Raw genomic sequence first — 23,697 nt, 5'->3', positions numbered from 1 at the left:
TTTACTAATAGTTTCTTTTATTACCTACGAAGGTTGGTCTATGATTTCGGTGTGGAATAGTACCTCGGACGATTTATCACCGAAATAAAGTTAAAAACATGCTTTTACTTTCATTTATTACACTCCCACTATGCAGAATTACAACTAATTAATCCTAAAATTAATAAAGCTGCAATTACTAACAATCTCCTTTTTTTTTAATTTTTATTTTTTTGGAGGAAAAAGTTTACTTTTAATTCATCACAAGAATTGGACACAAACGAATGTCTAATTTCAATATATAGCTCTAATATAGCATATCATTTAAGTTATGTTTATAGTGTTATTCTCTTTGTTTTTTTTTGAATAAACTAAATATTAAACCTAAAACCACAACGACATCCACAACATTCCATATTTCTCTACCAAGCGCAATTTTAAAAAAGGGTTGAAACAATAAAGCTAGTGCTCCGTAAATTACCATTTCGGTTTTGTTATTTTCCTCCTTGGCTTTAAAAGCTAGAACACCAAAACCAATTAATGCCACAAACCTAACGAATTGATAAAATCCATATGGCATGTCTAGTAAACATAGTAATAGTAGAATTGATAGGGATATTTTTATTAATATATCACTATTCTTCATTACTTTCCTTAAAGCTATCTAATGTCTCACTATCTATTTCGCTAATCAATTCAAATTCATTTGAAATATGCGTGTCAAAGAAGTCCTCTTGAAGTCTAGATAGATAAGAAACACTAATAATATCTTGTTCTAAATAATCCTCAAAATCAGGATGTTTGTCAAGAATTGGTTGATTACCAATTTTTAATTTTGAGCGAATAACTTTGAAAAACTTAATTTCACTATACTCAATAACATCATCAGCTTTAATAGTATCGATTGCAACTTCAATTAACTTTAACTCGTTAGCTTCAGATAATACAGAAGTAGTAAGTTGATTAAAATAATCTTTTAAAAATTGTTGACCACCTCTGTTTATAGCTATTAATAATTTTTCCATTTCTGAATTAATATCAATTTCACCAAAAGTCATTTTTTCCTTATGTAATCGCTTTATCAATTTCACTTCACGTTTATCAATATCTCCATCGCAAGCCATACAGGAAAACGCTGTCTTTAGTAATAGTGTATTAAAGCTTATTGTTTCCATATTAATTATTTTTAAAACCAATACTTGGTCGTTGGTTAGTATTTTCTGATAAACCTTCCATTTTAGCCTTAATTGCTTTATAACTATTCAATTCTTTTAAGGAAATTGAAGGACGGTTTTGTTTTATTGTTTCAAGTAGAATTTCTTTTGAAATTCTAGATTTTGTTTTTAATGCAGTTCTCGAAGCTTCATCACAAAGAAACTTTATATCACTTGAAACATAATTTTCTGTAGATTTTGCCAAAGAAGCGTAATCCAGCCCAATTTCTCTTGGTCGTTTTTCCAAATACAATTTGAACATTAATTCACGAGCTTCAAAATCTGGTGGTGGTAAATAGATTATTTTATCTAAACGTCCCGCTCTTAAAATAGCTGGATCAATTGAATGAGGTCTGTTTGTCGCTCCAATAATAAATACACCATCATCTCCACAATTATTCATTTGGGCTAAAAATTCATTTACAGCACTTGTGTTCATATGATTTACGCTTGAATTATCACGATTCGGAACAACAGCATCCAGTTCATCAATTAAAATGATGCTTGGTGCATTTTCTCTTGCTTCATCAAACAGGTTTTTAATGTTTTCTTGCGATTGATTTACAAACTTACTCTGAATATCAGAAGGCTTTATTTGATAGAAATTAAACCCAATTTCTTCTGCCATTCGTTCTGCAAAAAATGTTTTTCCACAACCTGGTGGACCATATAGCAATATTCCATTGGGAATTGTTAAACCATATTCTGCATATTTTTCTTTGTCATTTAACGCATCAATTACATCTAATTGTATGGTGTCTTTTAGTTCTTGCATTCCTGCAATTGCCTTAAAACCTTTACCGTTTTTTATGTTTTTTAATTTGGGCTTGATTGATTCGTTTGTATTAGAAACTTGCTTGATTTCTAATTCTCCGTTTATGGCTTGGATAAATTCTTTAACATTCTTAAAACGATTTTCTGCATTTGGTTGCAATGCTTTGCTTATGATATTTACAGTTTGTTGTTCAATCTTAATATCAGAACCTTCAAACTTTAAAGGTTTATTTCTTTCTTCTAAAATAACATCTTCTAATTTTATGTTGTCGGACTTGTATTTAGATATTTCTACGAACCATGGTGGCAACCCAAAAAGCAAATGATAATATAAAGCACCAACTGAAAACACATCACTTTGTACAGAAAAGGCTTTGTTGAAATTTTCGTTAGCTTGATAAAATGGATTTAAACCGTCTTTTAAAAAATCTTTGTTTGACTGACTTAAATATCTAGCGTAGCCAAAGTCAATAATCTTGGGAACTGTTACTTTAACTGATAAATCTGTCATAACATTCAGGTTAGTGATATCATTATGAATGATTGGTTTTTCAAGATTATGTAAGTAATTCAATCCATTTAAAACACCTGATATAATATCCTTTGCTTCATACGTATTGAAAGTTTGCTCACGCTTCATTTTATCCGCTAAAGTTTCTCCACTAATATAATCTAGAATAACATAAGCGTATTTCTGATTTTCTACAAGCAAATCCCCATAATCACAATACTTTACCAAATTGGGATGTTTGATTTGTTTTAAAATCTTAACTTCAAGAATATCATCGTTAGCATCAAACTGTGTTCTGTGTAATTTAGAATAAGCAAATAACTTTAATAGTTTTGTTTTTCCATCTTCGTCTTTTACACGATAGGATTCTGCGTAACTTCCTTTTTTTAGGAAGAAGGTTACTTTATATTTATCGTCTATATTTTGACCTTTGGATAATATTTGTATTGGTTTATTCATTTAAAAAGCTTCATCAGAATTACTAGGCTTTGTGCTAAAATTCCCGTCTTCTTGTAATATTAATTCATAACTCAAAACTGCATTGTCTAATCGTTGCGGTTTATCCTTACTGAAGAGCTCGTTTGCTACAAACCCACCTTTTAGAACTCCACAATCGACTTCTTTCATAAACTTATTAGGATTCCAACCTTTACCGTAATAAAAAAATGCTTGGTAAGTACCATTCGGGAATTCAAATTCATGCGTACGACCAGCTTGTACATAGGCGTGTCTATAGACTTTACCATCTTTTTTTATAGTAACCATAACATCTGAATTATATGGGGTTTTTACAGATATCCCTGCACAACCCCAATTAGAACAAGAGCTATTACTTCCAAAACAATAGGCATATGGTGTTGCACCTGTACGTAATGAATTATTTATGTATGTATCATAAATTACTTTTTCTTCTCTTTCCTTTTTAAGTCTAGCTTCTCTAACTACACGTTCGGCTTCTTCTCGCTTTTCTCGGTCAATTCTTTGTTGCTCTTGCCGAAACGCAAGTTCTTCAGCTTCTTTTTTAAGATTAATTTCAAGTTCAATTCTTTGCACTTCTTCTTGTGCTATTCGTTTACTTCTTTCTGCTTCACTTTCGCAAGAAGTTAGAATAAGAATTGAGCAACATATAATAATTATTTGTAGAGATTTCATATAAAAACATTTATTTAGCCTACTAAAACTGAATCATCACCACTTGGTCTTTCATTATTTGGTAACATACCGTAAAGTGAAATTAGTATTTGTCTTAATTCCTCTTTATCGGGATTTTCAGATATCTTACTAATTCCTTTATTAACTAATTGTCTAGCTCTATTAGAATCACTCCATGTATAATCGCCAAAATTGTCATTAAAATTTCTTATCATACCCATCAGTTGATAAATCATTGTTAATTGAAAAAAGAAACTGCTAATTTCATCTAACAATATGGTACCAAGTTTTACATCCTGTACTTTTACAACTTCCTCTAATTGGAAACGAAACTCATTAACTAATTGTGTGCTTTTTTCATTTCCTAAATCTGTATTAGCTTTTTCTAATCTGTAAAACTCTTCTTTAAGTTCTTCTTCTAATTTTGGCCATTCAGTTGTTTCATTTAACTCATCAATAGCTTTTAAAGACTTTCTTAAATTAGACAAAACCTCTTGCTTACCATCTGTATCGTTCTTATTATTTTCAAAGGATTTTTCTAATTTCCCTAACTCAGTATCGATTTTGTTAAGTTTAACTTCATTTAGACTATCTCCTTGTTTTAATTCGGTTAGACTTCCTTTAGCTTTTCTAATTTCATTTGCTAACCAAGACGTTTCAATCGAAGATTTGGTTGAATCAATGTCAATCTCTGTTGAAAAATCTAAATAAGGAAAATAAGCTGTAACTGTTATTTTTTCAGATCTATCAATATTCACGGTTAAATCTACATCACTATTTTCTGGTAATAAAGCAGGTAAATCTACTCCAGTAATCAATATATCCGTAACATGTTCATTATAAATAGCTCGAGTACCATCAGAAGCGTGCTCACCTTCATAAACTGGTATTTTTATATAATCTGATTCCATTCCTGGGCGAATCTGTTTTTGAGTTTTCAAACCATTACTTGTTCCAATAGCAGGAATAGATAGATTTTTTTCTAAACCTTTAATGGTTTTGAAACGTACTTTTCCTGTTGCCTTATCTTTCAATTCTATTCCAACATTATAAGCTAATGTTGCACTTCCAATTTTTGAACCTTGAATTACACTAAAATTTGAGGGCTCACTTTCTAAAATGTCTCCTTTGTCGTTATATAAAACAACATCAAAAATATTTGTTTTGCCTTCGTTTAATTGAATTTCTACAATTTCGCCAATAGTATTTATTTCAATTTTTCCACTAGACCAAGCCTTATCTCCTCTTGTAACTTCTGCAAATACTTTTTCAGGGATTTCGCCTTCAGTCTTATCAGCTAAAATTTTGATTGGTACAAATTCTTCTGTTTCTACTGTTGAAGATTCGTTTGCTATTTCTAACTGAATTTTAGTTTTATCTCTTGTTTGTTCTCTTACCTCTTCAGAAACGTCAACTGTTGAAGCATACAATGCAGCACCTTTTGAAACTACTGTCATTGGGTCTGCACTTGTATCAGGTTTACAAATTTGTGTTTCTAACATTTTTCGTAATACAGGCGAAAAAGTTGGACCACCAACAAGTATTAACGAATCTAAAGAAGAACCTTTTAAATTATTTCTTTCTAAAAGGTTTTTACTAACATCAATTGCTTTTTGAAAAACTGGCGAAAGAGCATTTGATATGTCAGTTTGTGTAACAGTAATATCTAATTCAAATTCTTCTCCTTCATCATCTTCTCCAGGAATATCTCCTAAATCTGAAAGTATATTGTGTGTATCGTTGAATGACAGTTTTATTTTGGTTTCTTCTGCATAAAATTTCATTGCATTTCTTAAAATTTGCTTTTTAGAATCATCTGCTAAAATGGAATCAATTGCAAAATTTTCTTGTATGTATGGCAATATTATTTCATCTACAATTGCAAAATCTAAATTTTTACCACCAAGATAGTTATCTCCTTCGGTATCAATTACTTTCATAATACCTTCTTCAACTTTTAAAAGTGCTGCATCAAAAGTTCCTCCACCAAAATCAAAAACGAGCCAAAATCCATCCTTTTTGTCAGAATCTAATCCGTAAGCCATTGATGCTGCAACAGGTTCTTGTAATAATTCAATATGGTCAAAACCTGCTAATCTCGCAGCTTCTCTTGTTGCTTCTTTTTGATTGTTTTTAAAAGCTGCTGGAACTGTAATTACAATTGAATTGACATTTTCATCTTTCACAAAAGATTTTAAAGTCTTTAAAACCTCTGCTGATAATTCTTCAGATGTTAAATTTTTTCCAAGATTTGAACTCGAATAGGATTTATCACTCCCCATTGTTCTCTTAAATTCGATATATGCATTGGAATTTGAATCATCCCAAGTTTTCATAGCTTTTAACTTATCTCGTTTTAGAGCATTGTATGCACTATCCCCAACTTGAATCGCTTTCTTTTTATTTATGTAAACAGAGGAAGGCATTGTATCCTTTAAAGTGTCCGTTTTTTTTATGGTTGCTTCACCATTTTCCATTCTTGAAATTGCAGAATTTGTAGTTCCTAAATCAATTCCGTAATCAATTTTTGTTCTTGCCATTTGATATTTTTTTATTCGCCTACGCTAACTTCTATTTGTGCTGCTTGTATCATTTCGCCTTTGAAGTTCACTTGTGGTTTAATAATTCTTGATATAATTTGTTTTCCTGTTTCTAAATCTTCACTAGGTGTGAAATTTGCAGTTACTTTCATTCCTTCATTATATTCTTTACCTAACATTTCTACTAATTCGTAACCATTTGATGCAAAGTTGTCTTGAATACGTTTAACGGAAGAACCTAATTGTTTTAATCCTTTTGTGCTCTCGTCCATTCTGCTCAAATTCTTTTGAATTCTTATAACTTCATCTGCCACTTTTAAAGCCAATGAATGGTCTGCTTTTTCGTTTGAAGATGTAGGCTGTACTTTGGTTTCTTCTTGTTTAAGTTTTAATTGTGTTTCTAAAACTTCTACCAATTTATTATCCAATTTTACACTTTCTTCCTCTAAAGCAGTTTTCGTATTCTTTATTTGAGTTTCAACATCTGTTTTACTCGATTGAATACGTTTTCCTAACAACCAATACAACAAACCACCTAATAAGAGTGTTGCCAGAGTTGCAATAATCCAATACAATTGATTTTTACTTAAACTGTTGTCTAATTCGTTAATTTTGGAATTATTAGCATTTACTACCTCCTCTGTTTTCTGAATTTTAGAATCTAAATCATCATTAACTCTAGTCAATTTTTGATGACTTGCTTTCGTAATAAAATTTAAACTATCAATAACCTGTTTTTGGTTTGAAATAATAGATTCATTCAAATCACTTTTAACAATCCGATAAGTCCTATATTCTTTATTTAATTCAGAATAAAGACTTTTTATATCTTCTTGTTGCTTATTAACCTGACCTTTAAGTTCTTCTATTTGATTTTGTAAGATTGAATCCTGTGGTTGTTGCGCAAAAAGATTTGTTGCACAAAAAAAGAGAGTTACGAGTAGAATTTTCTTCATTATTTTTTAATTGCTTTAATAAATTGATCTAATCCTTTTCGGATTATGAGGTTAATACTTTGTTTATTCTTTAACTTTTCAACCAAACTTGGTGAATATTTGTAGTAGAATTTGATAAAACGTTTTCCAACTGTGGTTTTACTTAAAAAGCCATCTCTAAATCTTCGTAATTCCATTACTTGTGGATGATCGTAATCGCCATAAGCCATTGTTGCGATGTAGCATCCACTATCCGTTGCACTACTGATAGTTGAACCAACTTTTTTTGCTGTAGATTTTGCTTGGGCTCCTCTTACGTCTTTCCAATAGCATATATGTTTTATTTGGTTTATTTGAATTGGTCCAAGTTTTTTAAATAAGAATTCCACGAGGTTTTGATATTCCAAAACCTTAGTTTGATTTGAGCAATTCTTTATTGTATCAATGTCACTTAAACTTATCTCACTGCCAACAAGCTCTACAACTTTAGACCAATTTAAACAGCTAGCTTTCATTTTACTAACTTTAGAATAATTGATGCTCTGATTGTATGGCATATTCCTTATCATTGAAGAAACTTGAGCGTCAATTTCACTAATAGCTTTATCATAAGCCAACTTAATAGAACTCAATAAAGCAATAGCTTGATTAACTTCTTGGTCTTTCATTTCTTCAAGAGATGCAAGACTGTCTTTTGCCCTATCTTTTGTTAATTTACCAACCGCAATTCTATCTGCGATTTTTGTTAACTTTTTAGCCTGTTTTATATAGTCAGCACTAGAGTCATTTTCTAGACTTTCGTTAAAATAATCAATTCCACATTGCATTATTTCATTTGCTAATTGGTCGGCAATTGATTTATATGTTAAGTCAGTAATTCCAAGTAATGATTGTAGAGTTACTAAATCATCTTTACAGTTTGTAGCTAAGTTTAGTCCAAATTGGTAGGCATCAATTTTGTTGTTCTTTCTTTTGTTTTTACTGCTTGAAATTTGGCTTTCAATATTGTGTAATGGTTCTTCTGTGAACTTTTTTGAAATATACTTTTGCGTAGTACTATTACAATTGTTAAATAACTTAAAAGTCTTAGAACTAGAATACCTGTCGTTGAATTGATCTAGCAATTCATCAACCAATTTTTCTATTTGTTTTTTATTATCAATTGTAAAAGTTTCATCTGCAACAGAATGAACAAAATTTTCAAAATATTCAGATTGAATCAGCTTTATTTTAGCATCAATACCTTCTCTTATAATACCTTTCTTCTTACTTAACAATTTGTATGTTCCTAAATTATTAAAAGCAGAAAAATTCTTAGAATTAACGTCTTTATTTTGAGTTACTTTCTCCCAAATCTCAATTGCTTTTTCGGTATCTCCTTTTTTTAGGTATTCAATTGCAGTATTGTCAAAAGGATTTGCATTTAAAAACCAAAACAAAGCGAAATTTAGTTTATCCTTATTTTGTTGAATATTTGAGAATGCTTTTTCTACAACTGATAAATCTGCCCTAGATATTACATTTAAAAAATGAAAATCGAACTCAGAATCAGTATCTCTTCCTATTCTGGAGTGAGCTGAAATTCGATTCTTTTGACTTTGTATTTCTCTTGCAGTTGCATTCGATAAAACCCCTGCAATTCGAAAAGGATTATGGTTAATTATATTCATTTAACAAATAAATTTATAGCAGTCATTTAACTAAGGCATAAAGCTATACTTACTATATAATTAAACCTTACGGAATCCCGTAATCCAGAATAATAAATAAAAAAAGACAACTATCCATGATTGCCCTTCTTACTAAAATACTCACTTCATATAATATCCCTTACAGCATTTTGCCTCTATTGAGTATAGATTTCTTAACTATGTATTAATCTTATATAACACCTAAATTCTTGATGATATCTACCATATGGATAACAATATTGGCTGGTTACCATTAGATTTCTTCATAAAACTTATTTCTTTAAATTTTGAAAAACTTTTATTTTTAACGGACGTCGATGAATTGTTTCTCACCGTTACTTCTTCGTTGCTAAAAACTATAATTCTCGTCAATAAAAAACAAAAACTTCCAATTAAATTTTATAAATTTGATTAACGAAAATTACTAACAAAAAGTGAACACAAAACTGCACACGTTTTGGAACACGATTAAGAACATAGCGAATTTTTAAAAGTCTTAAAATCAATTAATTACGATTTTAAAAAAAGCACTTTGTAAAATTCATAACCCAGAGGTCACGAGTTCAAATCTCGTTCTCGCTACAGCAGTAAAAGTCTAGCACGAAAGTGCTGGACTTTTTTATTGTAAAGCTCACCTTCCAAAGATTCTGCGAAGCTAAATCGAGTACATACAAAATAACTACCAAATCAATTAACCAACTCAAAACTTTGAGTCCCTACCCTATAGCAACGTTCTTCTCCAAGAAAAAGCGGATTCCCATGTTTCTCTGACCAAAAGCCTTCCAAAATATCTTTAGTTAGACATTTATAAACAACAACACCTTTATAAATCAACGCATCATCACCTTTGTAATTAAAATTAATCACCAAGATGTTATCTTTAAAAAAGCCCGTTCCTAATTGCTCTTGACTCCCATTAATCAACCACCTCGCTTGTATTCGGTTGTACTCATCTAAGGCTAATTCTAATGTACCTTTGTAAGTGATGCCATCTTTATCTTGGTTGCTTCCAATAATATTGTAGGTTCCTGATAGTTGGTTTATGGTCATTTGTAATCGTTCTATTTAAATTTTAAAATACTATATTAAGAATAAATAATCATATAAAAACATCCATCATCTCTTTTACAAAATTAGACTCAACTTCATTTGAAATACATTTATATATCTTCGTTTTTATTAGTCTCCCAATTATAAACTCTACCGTGATCTAAAAATTTATCAAGATCGTAGTCTATCGTTTTAAGTGCTTCTTTTATTTGGACTTCTAAAATAGGCTGGCTATAATTATCCTTACCGTGCGCCTTATCTAAAAAACAAACGTCTTGCAAGAATTACCCCTACCATAATTTCACTTAATCTTATTGTTATATTCTGGACTATTGTTTCCTCGCATTTATGCCTGTTTAAAACATAGCTGTATTCTTTTTTTTGAGATTTTAAAGACATCAGTCTTTGTCTCATTTTTTAAATCAGCTTGAACTTCTCAGTTTTTAGTTTAAATTTCATTTAGATCGTTTCTTCATTTTTCTACCTTGCTATATGGTCCATATATGCTTTACCCCTTCTATTAACACGGGATATACCCGAATCAAACCTTAGGCAAATACACTATAGACACGCTATACCTATTTGATATATCGCTAAAAATCACTACATTAGCATTACTATGGCACGACAAAAAGGACTATTAAAACTTTCGGGGACCTTAGGTGGTATTAATTTTTACGTTGTAAAAGGAGTTGGTTTTGCGCGTAATGCTGGTGGTGGTTTTAACGGTGACGCTATACGTCACCACCCTAATATGCAACGTGTGCGTGAAAATGCGAGTGAATTTGGCCATTGTAGTAAAGTAAAAAAAGCTTTTAGATTGGCCTTGATGCCTTTATTACATGGCTATAAACATTCTAAGTTGCATGCACGTATGATGACCTTATTTACGCGTATAAAGGCTTTGGATGCGACTTCTGAACGTGGTTCTCGTAGGGTTGGTGAGGGTTTACAAACTGCTAAAGGCAGACGGTTGTTGTGTACTTTTGAATTTACACCTCAGCATAAGATGCTTAACGCTATACTTCTGCATTCTGGTTTTAACTGGTCTACTCAACGGCTTACTGTTACTGATTTTAGTACTAAAGCATATCCTTCTCCTAAAACGGCAACGCACGTGGGTTTGACATTAGGTATTTTGGACTTTAACTTTGATACTCTGGACGCTTCTTTAACCGTTGCTCCTACTCATTTTTTAGAGGTGTCTTCTGCGTCTTCTTCTTTTGATATTGCTATGGATGCGGTTGTGGTTCCTGATTTTGTGGGTATTGCTGTTCTTGGTTTACGTTTTTATGAGGTTATTGAGGGTGAGGTTTATGGTTTGGATGCTATGGTTGGGGTTCGTTTATTGGATGTTAGGGTTTGATAAGAATTCTCTTTTTGTGAATCTTTGGTTTCAAAACGACTTGTTCTATATTTATATGTATTCCTTTTTTTCTTGATAAAAAAACGAACCAAAACCATCAAGACTGCCAATGATTTAGCTAAACCTTTTGTTTGCTGCGGCGTAAAAATGGAGGGTAGTGGTTGTATTAATAATCGCATTTCCCAAGTATCTTATTACAATGGTTTATTGTTTATGGCTACCATCGATTTTTACTACTCCCTTCGCTTCACTGCATGTTTTACGCTAAATAATTGAAGGTCGGGGGTTAGGTTAGTTGTTAGTTGTGAGTTGTGAGTTGTGAGTTGTTAGTACGTGGCTTAATTTTTAATATGTTCTTTTTCCCATTGCCGCAAAAAGAACCTAAAAGGTCTAGCCTTTACTTCTTCGGCGGTCAATTACGCTTTTGATGTCTTAAAGAAATGAACTCGCTGCGCTCAAACAGCATTTCTTTTGTTAAGACTTCTGCAAGCTATTGACGCTCGCCTGCCAGAAGCTAGAGGCTGGGTTCCGACGGGGCGGAATTGGTAGGTTAATTGTTAGCTGTGAGTTGTTAGTACGTGGCTTAATTTTTAATATGTTCTTTTTCCCATTGCCGCAAAAAGAACCTAAAAGGTCTAGCCTTTGCTTCTTCGGCGGTCAATTACGCTTTTGATGTCTTAAAGAAATGAACTCGCTGCGCTCAAACAGCATTTCTTTTGTTAAGACTTCTGCAAGCTATTGACGCTCGCCTGCCAGAAGCTAGAGGCTGGGTTCTGACGGGGGCGGAATTGGTCGGTTAGTTGTTAGCTGTGAGTTGTTAGTACGTGGCTTAATTTTTTAATATGTTCTTTTTCCCATTGCCGCAAAAAGAACCTAAAAGGTCTAGCCTTTACTTCTTCGGCGGTCAATTACGCTTTTGATGTCTTAAAGAAATGAACTCGCTGCGCTCAAACAGCATTTCTTTTGTTAAGACTTCTGCAAGCTATTGACGCTCGCCTGCCAGAAGCTAGAGGCTGGGTTCCGACGGGGCGGAATTGGTAGGTTAATTGTTAGCTGTGAGTTGTTAGTACGTGGCTTAATTTTTAATATGTTCTTTTTCCCATTGCCGCAAAAAGAACCTAAAAGGTCTAGCCTTTGCTTCTTCGGCGGTCAATTACGCTTTTGATGTCTTAAAGAAATGAACTCGCTGCGCTCAAACAGCATTTCTTTTGTTAAGACTTCTGCAAGCTATTGACGCTCGCCTGCCAGAAGCTAGAGGCTGGGTTCTGACGGGGGCGGAATTGGTCGGTTAGTTGTTAGCTGTGAGTTGTTAGTACGTGGCTTAATTTTTAATATGTTCTTTTTCCCATTGCCGCAAAAAGAACCTAAAAGGTCTAGCCTTTACTTCTTCGGCGGTCAATTACGCTTTTGATGTCTTAAAGAAATGAACTCGCTGCGCTCAAACAGCATTTCTTTTGTTAAGACTTCTGCAAGCTATTGACGCTCGCCTGCCAGAAGCTAGAGGCTGGGTTCTGACGGGGGCGGAATTGGTAGGTTAGTTGTTAGCTGTGAATTGTTAGTACGTGGCTTAATTTTTTAATATGTTCTTTTTCCCATTGCCGCAAAAAGAACCTAAAAGGTCTAGCCTTTGCTTCTTCGGCGGTCAATTACGCTTTTGATGTCTTAAAGAAATGAACTCGCTGCGCTCAAACAGCATTTCTTTTGTTAAGACTTCTGCAAGCTATTGACGCTCGCCTGCCAGAAGTTAGAGGCTGGTTTCCGACGGGGGCGGAATTGGTAGGTTAGTTGTTAGCTGTGAGTTGTTAGTACGTGGCTTAATTTTTAATATGTTCTTTTTCCCATTGCCGCAAAAAGAACCTAAAAGGTCTAGCCTTTACTTCTTCGGCGGTCAATTACGCTTTTGATGTCTTAAAGAAATGAACTCGCTGCGCTCAAACAGCATTTCTTTTGTTAAGACTTCTGCAAGCTATTGACGCTCGCCTGCCAGAAGCTAGAGGCTGGGTTCTGACGGTGGCGGAATTGGTAGGTTAGTTGTTAGCTGTGAGTTGTTAGTACGTGGCTTAATTTTTTAATATGTTCTTTTTCCCATTGCCGCAAAAAGAACCTAAAAGGTCTAGCCTTTACTTCTTCGGCGGTCAATTACGCTTTTGATGTCTTAAAGAAATGAACTCGCTGCGCTCAAACAGCATTTCTTTTGTTAAGACTTCTGCAAGCTATTGACGCTCGCCTGCCAGAAGCTAGAGGCTGGGTTCCGACGGGGGCGGAATTGGTAGGTTAGTTGTTAGCTGTGAGTCGTTAGTACGTGGCTTAATTTTTTAATATGTTCTTTTTCCCATTGCCGCAAAAAGAACCTAAAAGGTCTAGCCTTTACTTCTTCGGCGGTCAATTACGCTTTTGATGTCTTAAAGAAATGAACTCGCTGCGCTCAAACAGCATTTCTTTTGTTAAGACTTCTGCAAGCTATTGACGCTCGCCTGCCAGAAGCTAGAGGCTGGGTTCTGACGGGGGCGGAATTGGTCGGTTAGTTGTTAGCTGTGAGTTGTTAGTTTTATCTTTTTTTAGAATTTATTTTTTCTAATCATCTATTAGTTTAAAAGTGGAATGGTTTCTACTTTATATTTTTGACTTATAAATAATTTAAAAACTTAATAAGATGAAAACAAGTAATTACAAGGTTGCTGTAAAAAGTGCAGCACAAGATTTTATTGATGAAAGCGAATACTTAGATGAAGGTTACTTTGCTTTTGAGGATTAATCTGGATTTTTATAAAGTTTCGGTAATTCGGCTTTTATTAAGGATGCGCGATTATAAGGGAATAATCGTGCTCCTTTTGGTGTTTTAAGATTATTATTATCTGAAACAATCTGCACATCTTCTGTAAAGTTATGGGGCTTCCCGGCTATATGTTTTATATCTTTTGAATGCACTAAAAGCTGCCCCAATCGTTCTTTATAGACTTCTATATTAGATTCTAAATCAAATTCAGTTTCGTTAAAACTTAAAAAGAAGGTTTCCATAATTTCCTGATACTCATACAGATTAATATACCCGTTATTACGGTTACTATTTAAATATTTTTCTCCAAAATAACATTTTAGCCAAGGTTGAAACGTTTCGTATCGCTTAAAACCTAGTTCTTCTCTAACTTGTTTTAATGTAAACATTTTTTTATCGGCAACAGCTTTGTCCAATTCATCATCTACGTGTTGGATACTATAATACTTGTCTTTTAATAACACCTCTGTTAAAATAACAGTTAATGTATTTACTTCTTTTTCAAAATTAGAGCAACCCAATGTCCAATTAATTTTATGATGTTCAATATCATAAGCCATATTTATAACATCGGTTAGCGTATGTACCTCTGAGAAATGATTAATTATGGTATTAATATCTTTAATTACTGGCAGGTTGTCAAAAAGGTTTAAATACGCCCTCCCCTTTTCGGCATTAGTTATATTTTGATGCCACAAATCTTCTAACATTTCATAATAAACCTCTTCACCATAGTAATGCTTTAAAACTGCTTTGATAAAGTTGAGCTGGGTACTACTGTTATTTATTAAGTATGAATTTGCTTTTGCGTCGAGGTAATCGATATAACTCATTTGTTTTGTGTCTTATTTAGATATCTCTGTCTAATTATAATACCACTACTACGTTAGAACTGGCATTACTTGATTGGTGCACACGGCAATGGATTTCCCTTTTAGGATAACAAGCTTTTTATTTTTAATGTAGCGCGTGTAACTCATAGGGTTCTTTAATAATTAATTAGATTTTATATTTCTTAAAATTCTCCGCCTGCTCAAAAATCTCTTTAAAAACCTCATCTTTAGTAATCGGAGGATAATCGTTTTCAGCTAACAGAATTATTAAGTCTACTTTTAGCTCTGCTTTAATATCATCTCGCTGGTTCCAATCTGTATATTTTGCTTTATCATCCACAACTTTCTTAACCTCTTTTGCTAGGTGTATTAATTTATCCTCTGGATAATTAAAATCGTATTTATGTGCTATAGCCTTTAGTATATCATAAAATGCTTTCTCTTCAAAATCGATACCCATCTCTTGAAACGATTCTTTTTCCTTTCTAAGTTCATGATACAAGTCAATGATTTCATCTGTAAAATCTTCTAGAACGTTACTTTGTAGAATATCTTGTTCACTACGTTCGTTATATTTATCTACTATAGATTTAAACTTTTTAGAGAAATCAATCCCTTGCATTTTATTTGTTTTCTTTAACTCATCAATAGCCTTTAACAGTAGCTGCCGCAATAGTTTAATCTTAGTATTTGGCAATTTTATCTTTTCAATTTTTGCTAAATACGCTTCATCAAAAATATCTATTTCATTCTGCTGGTCTTCTCCTAATTTGAAGATCTCTTCTACGCCATCACTTTGTAAAGCCTCTTTTATCATTTCACGTACTCTAGCATTCATCTGCGCGGTATCTGGGGCGTTTCCTTTGGTAAGTTTGAATACAATAGAACGGATTGCTAAATAAAAATGAATATGATCTTTCTGCGCCTCCGTAAATGCATCTGCACCACAACAAATATCGTAAGCTGCTTTTAAGCGTTTTACAATATTCATAAATCGGGTTTCTATATTTTTGGTACGTTGAACAAATTCAGCTCCCTGATTTAAACACTCTAACTGTTTAACTCCTTCGCCTGAAAAATAATTAGAGGCATCAAACTTATGAAACAACCTAGCTAACAAATCTAATTGGTCTTTTACAACTACTATAGACGTTTCAATATCTTCAAAATTCTGACCATCAACCGCAGAATACTGCTTTAACGCTAAATTCATTTGCTTTTTAAATCCAATATAATCGACAACTAAACCTTTAGACTTTGTTTTATACTTTCTATTTACTCTAGAAATCGTTTGTATTAAATTATGTTGTTGAATAGGTTTATCTATATACATAGTATCTAAAAACGGGACATCAAAACCAGTTAACCACATATCTACGACTATGGCAATTTTAAAATTAGACTTTTCGTTTTTAAACTGTCTGTCTAGTTCTTTACGGTCTTCTTTAGTACCCAATAAATCATACATTTCTTTTGGGTCGTCTTTACCTCGCGTCATTATCATTTTAATACGCTCCATGGGTTTGATTTCCTTTTTCTCTTTTTCTGTAAGTTCTGAGCCTTCTTCAAATGCTTTAATTTCTGTCCATTCGGGCCTTAATGCTACAATTTCTTGATACAAATTGTAAGCTATAGGTCTAGAACTACAGACAAACAAGGCTTTACCTTTAAGGGTTGCCCCCTCTTCTATTCGGGTTTCGTAATGCTTTACAAAATCTTCTGCAATTGCTTTTAATCTGTCTGGATCTCCTATTATGGCATTCATATTAGCAGAAGCTCGTTTACTTTCTTCTATTTGGTAATCGTTCGCACCTTCTTCTGCACATTGATTATAATAGTCTTCAATTTCGTACAGCTTCTTATTTTCTAAAACTACTTTAGCTGCTCTGCCTTCATAAACAATACGTACCGTGATTTCGTCTTTTTCGGACTCTGTCATGGTATACGAATCTATAATGTCGCCAAACACATTTAAAGTGGCATCTATTGGTGTTCCTGTAAAACCAACATAGGTGGCATTTGGTAAGGAATCATGTAAGTACTTAGCAAAACCGTAAGTTTTTTTAACACCATCTTCGGTTACTGTAATTTTCTGATCTAAGTTAATTTGACTTCTATGGGCTTCATCTGAAATACAAATAACATTAGTACGCTCTGTAAGTTGCTCTAAATCTTCTGTGAATTTATGGATGGTGGTTAAAAACACCCCGCCACTTTTTCTTCCTTTTAATAATTGTTTTAGTTCCTTTCTACTTTCTACACTAACTATAGTATTATCCCCAATATAGGATTTGGCATTGGTAAACTGACTGGATAATTGATCATCTAAATCGGTTCTGTCTGTAATTATAATTATGGTTGGACTTTTAAAATGTGGACTCCGCATTAATAGCCGCGATAAAAACAACATGGTATAACTTTTACCACAACCCGTGGCTCCAAAATACGTTCCTCCTTTTCCGTCGCCTTTAGGTTTTTGGTGCTGTTTTATATTTTCTAAAAGTTTTGTTGCGGCATAGTATTGTGGATAGCGACAGACTATTTTTAATTCGTGTTTATTAGAATCTGGAAAGTACATAAAGTGATGGATCACTTCTCGTAATCTTTTTTTATTAAACAAACCTTGTATCATGGTGTACATAGCATTGATACCATCGACTTCTTTGTCTAAGCCTAAGACTTTTCGCCAGGCATAATAGAACTCATAATTTGAGAAAAATGAGCCCATTTTACTATTTACACCATCGCTAATGACACAAAAGGCATTGTATTTAAAGAGTTCTGGAATATCCCTTCGATAACGTGTTGTTAATTGCACATAAGCATCGTGAATGGTTGTGTTTTCGCGAATAGCGGTTTTAAACTCAAAGACTACTAAAGGCAAACCATTGATGTATAAAATACCATCTGGAATACGCTTTTCATAGCCATAAATCTCTAATTGGTTTACTATTTTGTATATGTTGTTATCTAAAACTGAATAATCTATAAGATGAATGTATAGGTCTTTTTTAGAACGATCTTCGCGTTCTAGTTGAAAGCCATTGCAAACCAATTTCATGATTTGCTTATTAGATTCATATAGATCAGAAGCACTAAAGACCTCTAACTTTCTAATGATAGTCTGTATCTCGTTATCGGTTAGGTTGTCTGTTGCATATTGGCTTTTAAGGTAGTTTTTAATATCTGCTTTAATGAGTACCTCGTTTTGTTGACGCGCTATGGTATTACCTAAAACATGCGGAATCCCTTGGTTCCCTAATAAGTCTATAAAAACGTTTTCTAGTTGTGCTTCTGTGAATTTGCTCATAGTATTAATCTTCTATCAAAATTAACCAATTCCCAATGTGCTATACTTTGCTTATTTTTTTTAGCTAATACACTAATATCATTTATGATTTGCATGTAGGTTTCTACACAATTAAGTTGTGTCCAATTTACTAGTGGTTGTTTGTAAAGTTTTTGTTGAATAAGTCTATCAATAGGACAATGTGGTGGCTCTGGTATGACTCCTAAACACCAATAGTATTTTAAAGCTAAGTTTAGTAATTTTTGACTGATACCAATGTTTATGGGTGCTTTTAAAATATTGCTAAAGCTTTCTGTAAACCTGCAAATAGATTGTATGTTTTCTAAATGTGTTTTGTGGTTGACAACTTGGGTTTTGTAATCTGATAGAATTATATTTTCTATATATCCTTTAAGCTTTGTTCTAAACTGAGTACGCTCTTTTTCTTTGGTTTTAGGTTTATATATACCTGCATGCTGAAAGGCACCACCAAACGTGAGTAACCAAATTTCTTCTATTAAAAAGGCTTGTTGTTGTGTTTGCATAATTATCTATTCTTTTATTAAATTAACAAACTCTACTTGCTTACTCTTCATAATTTTTTGAATTCTATTATTGTGTTTTTTTAGAAAGTTTTGCACAATTGTTTTTCTGAAAAAATACTTGGGTATATATATTTCTAACTCTTTAATAAACATATTGTGTGACCTCTTAAATTCATTAATTTTTAGCTGTATTTTTTTTGCTAATTGTCTTTCTTGCAACTTATCCATTTTTTTTGTGCGACCAATAATCACCTTATTCCTTTCCATTTTGTTAAGAACAAGGTCTGCACTTTCTGCAATAATATCTAAAATTAGATTAGCTACTAAATCTTCATAGGTCTTAAAAATTTTTATAAATTTTATAATCTTTTTATCTTCTAATGCCTCTATTGCCAACTCTTGCAGTATTGGCATTATATCACTTGTAAACGTATGATAGGATAATATATAATTTGCATAAGCTACACTTATCTGTTTAAAATTTGGTTTTTTAATTGATGTTAAAACTATTTCAGCAGACTGGTTTTCTTTGTAACGTTCAAAATAAGCTTGTTCTGCTTCATCAAATGTTTCAAAAGATTTTAGTGTTGGAATTTTTGTTTTTGAAGCTTCTATTAAAAAGAATGAATTATTTTTATCTTCACTAGCCCATCGTTTTTTAACTTCAGCGTTATTTTTTCTAAAGGTTTTACTTAAAACGGATATAAAATCTCGTTCTGCTAGCACTTCATATATTAAGTTGGCTTCTTCTTTTTCTAATTGTTTATCGCTAGACATTAAGGCGTGAAATCTTCCGAATTTCTCATCCGATTTAAAACCGAGTTCTTTAAGTCTTAAACCATATAATAAATCTGTAATTTCAATAAGCGTCGCCCAATTATGATGGTCTATTGTACGTAATTGTATTTCTATACGACGTTTAGAAATTGGGTCTTTTACATAGACGTGAATGCCTTTATAACCAATATCTCGTTTTCTATCGTTTATATAATCTCTTGTTTTCCCACCAGTTTCAAAAGCCTTTTCTATAAGGTCTTTTGCTTTGTAGACTTCGGCATCATTATAAAAAATACAGCGTATACCACCAATATCTCCCATTCTGCTTAAGTCCATACCTTTTTCTCGACCAAGTTTATTAATTATAGTGTCTATACGCTTCAACCTAAAGGCTAGAATACTAGATTGGTGTACGGTATCTGCCAATTCTCGCATTGTATTAAACACATTAACTAATGGTTTAGAAAACGATGTTCTAAACTCTTGTAATAACTCCAGCTCCTCTGGTGTAATTTCTCCACCTCTTGCAGCAATAGCTTCTCCTATTTTATTTATTTTAGTATTAGAAACCATTTTTTAAACTACTGCTGTTTTAGTTTCTGTTTTTGACATTTTGGAAAGGATAATATTTTTAAAAGTTTCTAATTTTAAATTTAATTGATGTTTTTCATCTATGTTTTTCACAATAGTTAAAGATATTTTAGAAAAATCATCTTGTATTTTAACTACTGGACAAAGAATAGAAACACTAAAGAATGCTGAATGTGTCAAATCTGGCTGCGCAGAACCAGACGCTAAATCAATCATTAACCTCCTTGTATTCTCGTCTTTTAAATACCAGTAAATAAATTCTTTCGACAAATAACCTTCAATCGGATTAACTTTAAAACAGTTATTATAGACTACTCCCTCCTTATTTCTGAAAATATAGCCTACTTGTCCGGTTCTTGTATAAATCAAATCCTCTTTAGTAGCTAGATTTTTTTTATTAACTTTTTCAGGGTCAATAAACATTGTTGCTGTATCATTAAACAAATCTGTAATCTTCAAAAGAGGCAAACCATTTTTAACTACCAAGTATCTAGTTTTTGCATTAATTACTTGACCTTGACTTAGTGTAACATATTTATCTAACTTGCCACTATCCCAACCCAAAGGAATCTCCTTATCCAATTCCTCATTATAAACCATCTCACCACCAGAAGATTTATACGGTTTACCTTCTAATTCTGGTGATCCCGAAACAAGTTCGGGACAACTTTCCTTTGTAATTGGAAAGTTGAAATCCACAAACCAATGTTTATACAAGGCTTGTGCGGTGTCTTCTAGTTTTTGGTTTAGGGTTTGGTTGAGTTTTATACGGTTGACGATGGTGTTGTATTCTGCTACTATTTCGTTTTGTTTTTCTATGGATGGGATTGGAATTGGCATTTCTAAAAAATCTTCCCATTCTAAGCTTCCACGTACGCCACCAACTGCTAAAAAACAAGCATGTCTATCAAACTCTGAACGTGAAAACCACATCATTAGATATTCTGGATTCAGAATGCTTTCATCTACAACTTCAAAAACAGGATAAGCTTGTGAAATAATAGCCTCGTCAAAATCTTGTAATAGAGCAACTGGCATTTTTTTATCTCTACGCACTTGCATTGTACTACAAGCAAATTGATTTTTACGAATGATTTTGTAGTTTTTCATATTTGTTCCAATTGTATTTGCTACAGATGGAATAAATTGTTTAGAAATACTTAAACCTAAAAGTTTTGTAACTTTTAAATCTTTATTTCGTTCATCAACTAACTTAATGAAATCACCTATTTTTCTATAATTTGATTTCATAACCTAATTCTTTAAACACGTTTAATAATTCGGTTTTGGATTGTGCTTCGTCTTTTAACAAGTCTGCAAATTCCGCTTGTAGGGTTTGCATCTTCTCCTCAAAATTGATGTTTTCGTCACGGTTTACAAATTCTATGTATTTACTTGGCACTAAGGAATAATCTTTTTTACGGACTTCATCTAGTGATGCTGAGTAGCAGAATTCTGGGATGTTTTCATAACACTCCCCGCCTTTGGCACCCCTCTCAAGAGGGGAATCCTTTTGTTGCCAATTATGTAAAGTTTTGGCAATATTTTTAATATTATCAGTACTAAACTGAATAAACTTCTTTTCAAAAGGAACACCTGTTTCTCTTAAATCAAAAAATAGAATTTCGTTTTCTCTGTTTCTATAGTTTTTATCTACATTATTTAGTTTTACTTGCCTTTCTTTTTTATTGTTGTTTAAAATCCAAATGGTTACCGAAATGTTTGTGGTATAGAACATATTTTGAGGCAACACCAAAATAGCTTCTACCAGTTTATTTTCAATGAGTTTTTTACGGATTTCGTATTCGGTGCCTCCACCAGATAATGCGCCATTGGCTAGTATAAAACCAGCCACTCCGTTTTCTGAGAGTTTAGAGACCATATTAAGAATCCAACCGTAATTGGCATTTCCTGTTTGTGGTACCTCGTAACCTCGCCAACGTGGGTCGTCTAATAACTCGTCTGTGGCTCGCCATGCTTTTTGGTTAAAGGGTGGATTTGCCATGATATAATCTGCCTTTAAATCTGGGTGTTGGTCTTTGGCAAAGGTATCTGCGGGTACATCGCCTAAATTGGCCGATATACCACGTATGGCCAGGTTCATTTTTGCTAGCTTGTAAGTGGTAGATGTGTATTCTTGTCCGTAAATAGAAACGTCTTTTTTATTACCGTTGTGGCTGTCTATAAATTTCATAGACTGTACAAACATACCACCAGAACCACAGGCAGGATCGTAAATCTTCCCTTTGTAAGGTTCTATGAGTTCTGCTATAAGATTTACAATACTTTTTGGGGTGTAGAATTCGCCTTTTCCTTTACCTTCTGCAATAGCAAACTTGCTTAAAAAATACTCGTACACACGCCCAACGATATCTTGTTGTTGGTCTTTTAGGGTGTCTATATTGTTTATGGTGTCTAGTAAGGCGGCTAGTTTACTAACGTCCATATTTAGGCGCGAAAAGTAATTGTCTGGTAAGGCGCCTTTAAGTGATGGATTATTTTTTTCTACGGTGTATAAAGCGGTATCTATTTTTAGTGCAATGTCGTCTTGTTTGGCGTTGGCGATGATGTAGCTCCAACGCGACTCCTCAGTTAAATAGAACACATTATTTTGCGCGTAGAATTCCACCATGTCGATAAACTTTTCTTTGCCATCGTCTATGAGTTCTTGACGGCGTTTCTGGAATTTATCGCTGGCGAATTTTAGGAATATTAAGCCTAGAACGACGTGTTTGTATTCTGAGGATTCTACGGTTCCTCTTAATTTATTGGCAGAATCCCAAAGGGTTTCTTCTATGGATTTTGTTTTTTTAGTTGTTGCTTTTTTGGCCATTAATTTGGTGTCATTTTTAGAGCTTTAAATGTAAGTTTAAAATCTGTTTGTTGCAATAAATGGTTACATCACTTTTTCGGCTAAATACTTTTGCACTTCATAGACATCGATACTTTTATTAAACTTTTTGCTTACGGATGGGATATTTTCGCTAGAGATCCAGATTTTGAGTTCGGCATCTAAATCGAAAGTTCCTGAGGTTTCTAAAGAGAATCGTGATATACTTTTATAAGGCATGGACTTGTACTCTACTTTACTCCCTGTTGCTCTGTTGAAGCTTGGCTAGCGTTGCCTAGTATTTTGTTAAGTAGTCCCATGGTTTTTTGGTTGTTTTTTTAAAAGCTCTAGTATTGAAAGTTAAAGTTTTTCGTCATAAGATTTTATAACCAAACAACTACCATCTTTCACTACAACTTCGTATAGCATTGAATGCTCGTAATCTTTCCAGGTCATACCCTCTAATTTTATAAAATTTTCATTATTAAAGTATCTCACCCAATTATTGGTTTCTGAACTAGGCTCTATATATGCCACACGATAGCATATTTGCTCTTCATCATCTTCTTTATTTGTAAGATAACATGCTACACGTCTATCATAATTATCAAATTCTACAACATAGGTGATATATTCAATTCCATCTTCTGTAACATCTAATATGTAGTCACTGTTATTTTGAATTATCTTAGATTTAGATACTCCTATTTGGGCACTCACGGTTAATGTTGTAAATATTAAAATTATTAATGTGATTACATTTTTCATGAAAAATAAAGGTTTTATGTTTGATTAAATATGATAGCACTTTCACTGTAAAATTATTCAGTTTTATCTTAAATTA

Annotated in this window: 17 protein-coding genes and 1 pseudogene; 1 reads left to right on the top strand and 17 read right to left on the bottom strand. The window is 32.9% G+C overall.

Features of this window, described 5'->3' with window-relative positions; genetic code table 11:
• Window positions 1–322: 322 nt before the first annotated feature.
• From ACXGSQ_RS09610 to ACXGSQ_RS09570, 9 genes are all read right to left on the bottom strand, one after another.
• Window positions 323–559, bottom strand: coding sequence for a DUF6804 family protein (locus ACXGSQ_RS09610; RefSeq protein ID WP_458625985.1), 237 nt, complete (start codon window positions 557–559; stop codon window positions 323–325).
• A gap of 55 nt (window positions 560–614) precedes the next feature.
• A complete protein-coding gene (locus ACXGSQ_RS09605) occupies window positions 615–1,154 on the bottom strand; it encodes a hypothetical protein (protein WP_458625984.1) in 540 nt (179 codons plus the stop codon).
• A 1-nt stretch (window position 1,155) separates the two neighbouring features.
• Entirely contained in the window at window positions 1,156–2,937 is a 1,782-nt protein-coding gene (locus ACXGSQ_RS09600; protein ID WP_458625983.1) for an AAA family ATPase, read from the bottom strand.
• On the bottom strand, window positions 2,938–3,630 hold the full coding sequence (locus ACXGSQ_RS09595) for a hypothetical protein (protein WP_458625982.1): 693 nt from the start codon (window positions 3,628–3,630) through the stop codon (window positions 2,938–2,940).
• Between the two features lie 14 nt (window positions 3,631–3,644).
• Window positions 3,645–6,170 carry an Hsp70 family protein gene (locus ACXGSQ_RS09590; RefSeq protein ID WP_458625981.1) on the bottom strand — a complete coding sequence of 842 codons (2,526 nt, stop codon included), beginning with the start codon at window positions 6,168–6,170 and terminating at the stop codon, window positions 3,645–3,647.
• Between the two features lie 11 nt (window positions 6,171–6,181).
• Complete coding sequence (locus ACXGSQ_RS09585; protein WP_458625980.1) at window positions 6,182–7,126, bottom strand: hypothetical protein; 945 nt, start codon at window positions 7,124–7,126, stop codon at window positions 6,182–6,184.
• Window positions 7,126–8,775, bottom strand: coding sequence for a CFI-box-CTERM domain-containing protein (locus tag ACXGSQ_RS09580; RefSeq protein WP_458625979.1), 1,650 nt, complete (start codon window positions 8,773–8,775; stop codon window positions 7,126–7,128). The genes ACXGSQ_RS09585 and ACXGSQ_RS09580 overlap by 1 nt, the downstream gene beginning before the upstream one ends.
• A 708-nt stretch (window positions 8,776–9,483) precedes the next feature.
• Window positions 9,484–9,846 carry a hypothetical protein gene (locus tag ACXGSQ_RS09575; protein ID WP_458625978.1) on the bottom strand — a complete coding sequence of 121 codons (363 nt, stop codon included), beginning with the start codon at window positions 9,844–9,846 and terminating at the stop codon, window positions 9,484–9,486.
• A gap of 110 nt (window positions 9,847–9,956) precedes the next feature.
• Window positions 9,957–10,127: a hypothetical protein gene (locus ACXGSQ_RS09570; protein ID WP_458625977.1), complete on the bottom strand. Its 171-nt coding sequence runs from the start codon at window positions 10,125–10,127 to the stop codon at window positions 9,957–9,959.
• A 338-nt stretch (window positions 10,128–10,465) separates the two neighbouring features.
• Here ACXGSQ_RS09570 and ACXGSQ_RS09565 point away from each other — a divergent pair, with 338 nt between their 5' ends.
• Entirely contained in the window at window positions 10,466–11,212 is a 747-nt protein-coding gene (locus ACXGSQ_RS09565; RefSeq protein ID WP_458625976.1) for a hypothetical protein, read from the top strand.
• 2,751 nt (window positions 11,213–13,963) lie between these two features.
• Here ACXGSQ_RS09565 and ACXGSQ_RS09560 read toward each other — a convergent pair.
• The 8 genes and pseudogenes from ACXGSQ_RS09560 to ACXGSQ_RS09525 form a co-directional block, all read right to left on the bottom strand.
• Window positions 13,964–14,821 carry a hypothetical protein gene (locus ACXGSQ_RS09560; protein WP_458625975.1) on the bottom strand — a complete coding sequence of 286 codons (858 nt, stop codon included), beginning with the start codon at window positions 14,819–14,821 and terminating at the stop codon, window positions 13,964–13,966.
• A 166-nt stretch (window positions 14,822–14,987) separates the two neighbouring features.
• Window positions 14,988–18,131 (bottom strand): type I restriction endonuclease subunit R, encoded by a 3,144-nt coding sequence (locus tag ACXGSQ_RS09555; RefSeq protein WP_458625974.1) that lies wholly within the window; start codon window positions 18,129–18,131, stop codon window positions 14,988–14,990.
• The gene (locus ACXGSQ_RS09550; protein WP_458625973.1) at window positions 18,128–18,655 is read right to left on the bottom strand and encodes a hypothetical protein; all 528 of its coding nucleotides are present in this window, start codon (window positions 18,653–18,655) and stop codon (window positions 18,128–18,130) included. Before ACXGSQ_RS09550 ends, ACXGSQ_RS09555 begins: the two co-directional genes overlap by 4 nt.
• A 6-nt stretch (window positions 18,656–18,661) precedes the next feature.
• The gene (locus tag ACXGSQ_RS09545; RefSeq protein WP_458625972.1) at window positions 18,662–20,005 is read right to left on the bottom strand and encodes a RelA/SpoT domain-containing protein; all 1,344 of its coding nucleotides are present in this window, start codon (window positions 20,003–20,005) and stop codon (window positions 18,662–18,664) included.
• A gap of 3 nt (window positions 20,006–20,008) precedes the next feature.
• Window positions 20,009–21,274, bottom strand: coding sequence for a restriction endonuclease subunit S (locus ACXGSQ_RS09540; protein WP_458625971.1), 1,266 nt, complete (start codon window positions 21,272–21,274; stop codon window positions 20,009–20,011).
• On the bottom strand, window positions 21,258–22,856 hold the full coding sequence (locus ACXGSQ_RS09535) for a type I restriction-modification system subunit M (protein WP_458625970.1): 1,599 nt from the start codon (window positions 22,854–22,856) through the stop codon (window positions 21,258–21,260). Before ACXGSQ_RS09535 ends, ACXGSQ_RS09540 begins: the two co-directional genes overlap by 17 nt.
• Before the next feature lie 63 nt (window positions 22,857–22,919).
• Window positions 22,920–23,120 (bottom strand): annotated as a pseudogene (locus ACXGSQ_RS09530) (PH domain-containing protein); the annotation flags it as partial.
• A gap of 93 nt (window positions 23,121–23,213) precedes the next feature.
• Entirely contained in the window at window positions 23,214–23,621 is a 408-nt protein-coding gene (locus ACXGSQ_RS09525) for a hypothetical protein (RefSeq protein ID WP_458625969.1), read from the bottom strand.
• Between the last annotated feature and the right edge of the window lie 76 nt (window positions 23,622–23,697).

The organism is Winogradskyella sp. PC D3.3, from assembly GCF_054366245.1.
The sequence above is the reverse complement of the archived record's forward strand: the minus strand, read 5'-3'. Positions and strand labels throughout refer to the sequence as shown.